Origin of the sequence: Oerskovia enterophila (genome assembly GCF_001692445.1) — a bacterium.
Taxonomy (GTDB): domain Bacteria; phylum Actinomycetota; class Actinomycetes; order Actinomycetales; family Cellulomonadaceae; genus Oerskovia; species Oerskovia enterophila.
Map to the genome: position 1 here is coordinate 1 of NZ_MAQA01000089.1, position 6,732 is coordinate 6,732.

Sequence of the window (6,732 nt, forward strand, 5' to 3'; positions counted from 1 at the left end):
GGCTAACAACCATACGAAGCGGACCCGAAGGTCCATAATCATGGCTACAAACCGAAAACATGACGTTTTCAATTCATACCAAATAAGAAGTCTCAACACGAACACACAACACACACCGAAGGTGCACACCATGCGCCCATGCAGGACAATTGGCATTAACTATCAAGCACACTGTTGAGTTCTCAAGCAACCGACACGCACCGACTCCAACCCGTTTCCAGGCCTTCACTCGGGGCAACTTCTCTACCTTACCAGACCGCTGAGCTGGTGTCTACCGCTGAAGCGGAGACCTTCTCTGCTGATCTGCCTCACAAGACGCCAGATCCAGGACCTGAACTTCTCGGAGGAGCCAACCTGCGGGACCAGCCACTTCGCGGCGGCTCCGAAGAGCTTCGCAGTGGTGTCTGTTCCTCCCTGTCGGGCTGACATCCAGAACATTACGTGGAGGTTGCCGGGAAGGTCAAACCGTGCCGTCGTGACGCCGGTCACCGCAGTCCTGCCGGCGAGCTGGACGCGCCCGCGGAAGCCCGCGGGACCCGGTCGACAGCTCACCGGGCCCCGCACGTCCAGGGACTACTCGGCAGCCGCGACCGCCAGCGTCCGCTTGCCGCGACGCAGGACGGCGAACCGCCCGTGGAGCAGGTCCTCCGCGCCGAGGACCGCGTCCTCCTCGGTCACCTTGACGTTGTTGACGTACGCCCCACCCTCGGCGATCGCCCGACGTGCCGCCCCCTTCGAGGCCACCAGGCCCGACCCCACCAGAAGGTCGACGACCGTGTCGCCGGCAGCCGCCGTCGTGCGCGGCAGCTCCGCCACGGCCGCCGCGAGCGTGCCCGCGTCGAGCGCGCCCAGGTCACCCCGGCCGAACAGCGCCTGGCTCGCGGCGATGACGGCCTCGGTCGCGGCTGCGCCGTGGACGAGCGTGGTGACGTCGGCCGCGAGCGCCTTCTGCGCCTCGCGCGCCGCAGGGCGCTCGGCGACCGCACGCTCGAGCTCGGCGATCTCCTCCGCGGTGCGGAACGTGAAGATCTTGAGCCAGCCCACCACGTCGGCGTCGTCCGCGTTGACCCAGTACTGGTAGAACGCGTACGGGCTCATCATGTCGGGGTCGAGCCACACGGCCCCGCCCTCGGTCTTGCCGAACTTGGTCCCGTCGGCCTTGGTGATGAGCGGGGTCGTCAGGACGTGCACCGACGCGCCCTCGGCCTTGCGGATCAGCTCGACGCCCGAGAGCAGGTTGCCCCACTGGTCGTTGCCGCCCGTCTGGAGCGTGACGCCCTCCCGCCGGAAGAGCTCGAGGTAGTCGTTGCCCTGCAGGATCTGGTAGCTGAACTCGGTGAAGCTGATGCCCTCGTCCGACTTCAGGCGGCGCGCCACGGTGTCCTTGGCGAGCATGGTGCCCAGACGGTAGTGCTTGCCGATCTCCCGCAGGAAGTCGATCGCCGTGAGCTGACCGGTCCAGTCGAGGTTGTTCGCGATGCGGGCCGGGTTGTCGCCCTCGAAGTCGAGGAAGCGCGAGACCTGCGCCTTGAGGCGCTCGGTCCACTCGGCGACCGTGTCCTTGGTGTTGAGGATCCGCTCCCCCGACTGACGCGGGTCACCGATCATGCCCGTGGCGCCGCCGACGAGCGCGATCGCCCGGTGCCCGGCGAGCTGCAGGTGGCGCAGCAGGATGAGCTGGACCAGGTGGCCGTGGTGCAGGCTCGGCGCGGTCGGGTCGAAGCCGCAGTAATACGTGACGGGTCCCTCGGCCAGCGCAGCACGCAGCGCGGCCTCGTCGGTGGACTGCGCCACCAGGCCTCGCCATTGCAACTCGTCGAGAACGTCGTTCACTGCATCTCCTTCGTCGTGCCCGCGCGCGGTGCGGCGCAGGGCGTGGGTGGGGCGCGCCGTCGTCCCGCGCGCCCGAGGTCCTAGTCTGCCGTGTCCTGCCCCCGAGCACCGACTTCCCCTGCAGCGTGGACGCCCGCGCGTCGCGGCCCCCGACGACGTCCGGGGCCGGAACCAGCCGACCCGCGCGCCTCAGCGCGTCCGGCGGTACGCGGGGCGGTAGGCCGAGACGGTCGGGTCACCGGTGAGCCACAGCCGCCACGGGTAGACGCTCGCGTCTCCCCCGTCGCCGCTCACGCCCACGCGTGGTCCGGTCGCGATCGCGGGTCGCAGCGTACGCGTGTCGCGGTGCACGACGACGTCTCCCGCCACGTCCGTCACGTCCAGCCCGTAGTGGTCGAGGTCGAGACCGAGCGCCACCGCGAGCCGGGCGGGCCCGCGCGCGATCTGTCGGTCCGAGTCGCACACCCCGACCGCGAGACGACGTGCCCGGGCCAGCTCGGCGCCGTCGGTCACCTCGCCCGCCCGCAGCAGGACCGCAGACGCCTGCCCGAGCGGCCCGCACACCACGTTGACGCAGTGGTGCAGCCCCAGGTGGCGGTAGACGTAGAGGTGACCGGGCTCGCCGTACATGGCACGGTTGCGCTCCGAGCGGCCACGGAAGGCGTGCGAGCCCGGGTCCCGCTCGCCGTCGTAGGCCTCGACCTCGGTGAGGCGGACGGTGACGACCCCCTCGGGCGTGCGGTGCGTGATCGACGACCCCAGCAGGTCGCGCGCGACCTCGAGGCTCGACCGCGCGAACCAGCCCCGGGCCGGCACGTCCAGGGCGGGCTCGCCGGGGTCGGGCACGAGACGGAGGTCTGGGGTGGCGGATCGGAGGGATTCGGGCACGGGAGGCCTCCCTGGCTCGGCGCGGGTCTCCCCCGCAATCTACGCCCCGCATGTTTCGTCGGTGCGTCCCACGAGACGCCCGAGCGCCACGGCAGCGGAGTCAGGCGTCCGCGACGCCGTCCGCCGGGACGGCCGGTCGCGGGGCCGGCTCGCCGAACCCGTCGAGCACGACGTCGGCCCGCTCGGCCGTCCCCTCGGCGGCGTAGACCGCACGCTCGGTGACCATCCAGTCGATCCACGCGTCGTACGCGTCCTCGCCGTCGCGGGCGAGACCCCGCCCGAGCCGGACCTCGTCGTCGGCCTCGACCCAGACGAGCAGGGTCGTCAGGTCGGCGATCCTGCGGGCCCCCGCACCGCAGCCCTCGACGACGAGGAACGGGGCCACGGGGACGTCGTGCCACTCCGCGAAGTCGCCGAGCGTCCAGTCGTAGCGCTGGTAGCGCCCCGCCCTGCCCTCGGACAACGGGTCGAGCACCTGCTCGACGAGCCGCCCGACGCCCGCGGTCATCCCGGTCCAGCCCTCGTACAGGTCGTCCATGTGGACCACCTGCGCGGACAGCGCCTCGCCCAGCTGTGCCGCGAGCGTCGTCTTGCCCGAGCCCGCGGGCCCGTCGACGACGACCAGCCGGCACCCCGGCCCGGCGGGGACGCCCGGACCGGCCGGACGTCCCGCGCCGAGGCGGGCTGCGCCGTCGTGCACGCGGGAGACGAGGTCCGCGAGGACCTCCGCACTCACGCTCACGGCGGTCTCAGCCCTGGACCCAGAAGCGGTACTCCGCCGAGCGGACCTTCGCCTCCTCGAGCTGCTCCGCGACGCGCGCAGGGGCCGTACCGCCCACCGCGTCGCGCGACGCGAGGGAACCCTCGACCGTCAGCACGTCGCGCACCCCCGGCGTGAGGTGCTCCGAGATCTCGGCGAGGTCCGCGTCCGTGAGGTCCCACAGCTCGATACCGCGCTCCTCGCACACGCGCACGCACGCTCCCGCCACCTCGTGCGCCACGCGGAACGGCACGCCCTCGCGGACCAGCCACTCGGCGATGTCCGTGGCGAGCGAGAAGCCCTGCGGCGCGAGCGAGGCCATGCGCTCGGTGTCGAACGTCAGGGTGCGGACCATGCCCGCGTACGCGGGCAGCAGGACCTTGAGCGTGTCGACCTGGTCGAACACCGGCTCCTTGTCCTCCTGCAAGTCGCGGTTGTACGCGAGCGGCAGGCCCTTGAGCGTCGCCAGGAGGCCCGTCAGGTCGCCGATCAGGCGCCCCGCCTTGCCGCGCGCGAGCTCCGCGATGTCCGGGTTCTTCTTCTGCGGCATGATGCTCGAACCCGTCGAGTAGGCGTCGTCCAGGCGGACGAAGCCGAACTCCTTGGTGTTCCAGATGATGATCTCCTCGGCGAAGCGCGAGAGGTCCACGCCCAGCATCGCCGAGACGAACGCGAACTCCGCGACCACGTCGCGCGAGGCCGTGCCGTCGATCGAGTTCTCGACCGGACCGTCGAAGCCCAGGTCCGCCGCGACGGCCGCCGGGTCCAGACCGAGCGACGAGCCCGCGAGGGCGCCCGAGCCGTACGGCGAGCGCCCCGCACGCACGTCCCAGTCGATGAAGCGGTCGACGTCGCGCAGCAGCGGCCACGCGTGCGCGAGCAGGTGGTGCGCGAGCAGCACGGGCTGCGCGTGCTGCAGGTGCGTGCGCCCCGGCATGGGTGCGCCCGGGTGCGCCTCGGCCTGCTCGATCAGGGCGTCGACGACGTCGAGCACCAGGATGCCGATCGCGCGGGCCTCCTCGCGCAGGTACGAGCGCACGAGCGTCGCGATCTGGTCGTTGCGCGAGCGTCCCGCACGCAGCTTGCCGCCCAGCTCGGCCCCTGCGCGCTCGATGAGCCCGCGCTCGAGCGCCGTGTGCACGTCCTCGTCGGCCAGGACCGGCAGGAAGGCCCCCGACTCGACGTCTGCCGAGAGCACGTCGAGCGCCTCGAGCATCGCCGTGAGCTCGTCCTCGTCGAGCAGGCCGGCAGCGGCCAGGACCTTGGCGTGCGCCCGGGATCCGGCGATGTCGTGCTGCGCGAGCCGCCAGTCGAAGTGCGTCGACTGCGACAGCGCCGCCAGGGCCTCGGCGGGGCCACCGGCGAAGCGGCCACCCCACAGGCTGACCGGGGCGGCAGGTGCGGCGGCCGCCGGCTGCTCGTCCCCGGGCGCAGGGGTGTTGTCGTTCAGGTCGTCGCTCATGCTTCAGGCTCCCGGTACCGAGGTCGATGCCGCTCCCGGACGTCTCGTCGCGGGCGGCCGAGGCCCCGGCCGTCGGCCGAGGACCTCGAGGGTTCTCCCCGCCGGCGACCGGGCGAGCGGGTCGCCCTCGTCGTCGGCGGGGTCGTTCTTGTCTGTCTGTCGTGCGTGTGCGGCCGTGGGGACGCGAGGTGGGGCGGAGAGCCCCGCGCGCGTCACGGCCTCTGGTGTCCTGTCACAGTCTGTCAGCCCGCAGGCCGTCGTCCGTCAGGAGGCGGACGGCCCGACCGGGTTGCTCAGTGCCAGGAAACGCGCGGCCATCTCCTCGCCGCCGTCGACGTCGCGCGAGATCACCAGGACCGTGTCGTCGCCCGCGATCGTGCCGAGCACCCCGACGAACACCGAGTGGTCGATCGCCGAGGCCAGGTACTGCGCCGCCCCCGGCGGGGTCCGCAGCACCACGAGGTTGCCCGAGGACTCGGCCGAGACCAGGAGCTCGCCGCACAGGCGCGCGAGCCGGGCGGCGACGTACTCGGCGTCGTTCGCGACCTGGACCGAGCGGTCCCCGCCCTCGCCCGGCACCGCGTAGACGAGCGAGCCGGACGCGCTGCGGACCTTCTCCGCCCGCAGCTCGATCAGGTCGCGCGAGAGCGTCGCCTGCGTGACGCTCACGCCGTCCTCCGCGAGCGCCTTGGCGAGCTCTGCCTGCGAGTGGATCTCGTGCCGCGCGACGAGCTGGGCGATGCGCGCGTGGCGTGCCGCCTTGGTGGTCGGCACGCTGCCCGGCCCCAGGCCCCCGGTCGTCACGATCGCTCCAGCAACCAGGTCAGCAGCGCCTTCTGGGCGTGCAGACGGTTCTCGGCCTCGTCCCAGACGGCCGACTGCGGACCGTCGATGACCTCGGCCGTGATCTCCTTGCCCCGGTAGGCCGGCAGGCAGTGGAGCACGAGGGCGTCGGGGGCCGCCACGGCCATGACCTCGGCGTTGACCTGGTACGGCACGAACGGCAGCTCGCGCTCGGCGGCGCTCGCCTCGTCGCCCATCGAGACCCAGGTGTCGGTCGCGACGACGTCGGCGCCCCGCGCGGCCTCGAGCGCGTCCGAGGTGACCAGGACCGAGCCGCCCGTCTCGCGGGCGATGCGCTCGGCGTCGGCGACGATCGCCGGGTCCGGCAGGTACTGCGCCGGCGCGCCGATGCGCACGTGCATGCCCGCGGTCGCCCCGCCCAGGAGGTAGGAGTGGGCCATGTTGTTGGCCCCGTCGCCCAGGTACACGAGCGACGTGCCGGCCAGGGCGCCGACGCCGCCGCGCAGCTGGGCGACCGTCAGCAGGTCGGCGAGGATCTGGCACGGGTGGAACTCGTCGGTCAGCGCGTTGACGACCGGGACGCTCGCGACCCGGGCCATCTCCTCGATGCGCTCCTGGCCGAACGTCCGCCACACGATCGCGGACGTCTGGCGGTCCAGGACCCGGGCGGTGTCCGCGATGGGCTCGCCGCGACCGAGCTGGCTCGTCGCGCCGTCGATCGTCAGCGGGTACCCACCGAGCTCGGCAACCCCCGCCGAGAACGACACGCGCGTCCGGGTCGAGGGCTTGTCGAAGATGAGCGCCACGGCCTGGGGGCCGCGCAGGGGCGTGCGGATGAAGCGGTCCTCACGGAATCCGAGGCCGAGCTCGAGGACCTCGCGCTGCTCGGCGGGGCTGAGGTCGTCGTCGCGCAGGAAGTGTCGGACGGGGGCGGTCGAGGCAGTCACTGTCAGCCCTTCGGAGGCGTGGCGGAGGCGGTGGGGGC

Annotated in this window: 6 protein-coding genes; all 6 read right to left on the bottom strand. The window is 72.3% G+C overall.

The window, feature by feature from the left end; all coding sequences use genetic code 11:
* Nucleotides 1-573 precede the first annotated feature (573 nt).
* The 6 genes from tyrS to argF all read right to left on the bottom strand — a co-directional run bounded on the left by tyrS (nucleotide 574) and on the right by argF (nucleotide 6,694).
* Nucleotides 574-1,833 carry a tyrosine--tRNA ligase gene (gene tyrS, locus OERS_RS19925; RefSeq protein WP_068627736.1) on the bottom strand — a complete coding sequence of 420 codons (1,260 nt, stop codon included), beginning with the start codon at nucleotides 1,831-1,833 and terminating at the stop codon, nucleotides 574-576.
* Nucleotides 1,834-2,022: 189 nt separating this feature from the next.
* A complete protein-coding gene (locus tag OERS_RS19930) occupies nucleotides 2,023-2,721 on the bottom strand; it encodes a DNA-3-methyladenine glycosylase (RefSeq protein WP_400288421.1) in 699 nt (232 codons plus the stop codon).
* Between the two features lie 100 nt (nucleotides 2,722-2,821).
* Nucleotides 2,822-3,463 (bottom strand): uridine kinase family protein, encoded by a 642-nt coding sequence (locus tag OERS_RS19935; RefSeq protein WP_068627737.1) that lies wholly within the window; start codon nucleotides 3,461-3,463, stop codon nucleotides 2,822-2,824.
* Nucleotides 3,464-3,470: 7 nt separating this feature from the next.
* On the bottom strand, nucleotides 3,471-4,943 hold the full coding sequence (gene argH, locus OERS_RS19940; RefSeq protein ID WP_082608737.1) for an argininosuccinate lyase: 1,473 nt from the start codon (nucleotides 4,941-4,943) through the stop codon (nucleotides 3,471-3,473).
* A 264-nt stretch (nucleotides 4,944-5,207) separates the two neighbouring features.
* A complete protein-coding gene (locus OERS_RS19945; protein ID WP_056648930.1) occupies nucleotides 5,208-5,747 on the bottom strand; it encodes an arginine repressor in 540 nt (179 codons plus the stop codon).
* On the bottom strand, nucleotides 5,744-6,694 hold the full coding sequence (gene argF / locus OERS_RS19950; protein WP_068627738.1) for an ornithine carbamoyltransferase: 951 nt from the start codon (nucleotides 6,692-6,694) through the stop codon (nucleotides 5,744-5,746). The genes OERS_RS19945 and argF overlap by 4 nt, the downstream gene beginning before the upstream one ends.
* Between the last annotated feature and the right edge of the window lie 38 nt (nucleotides 6,695-6,732).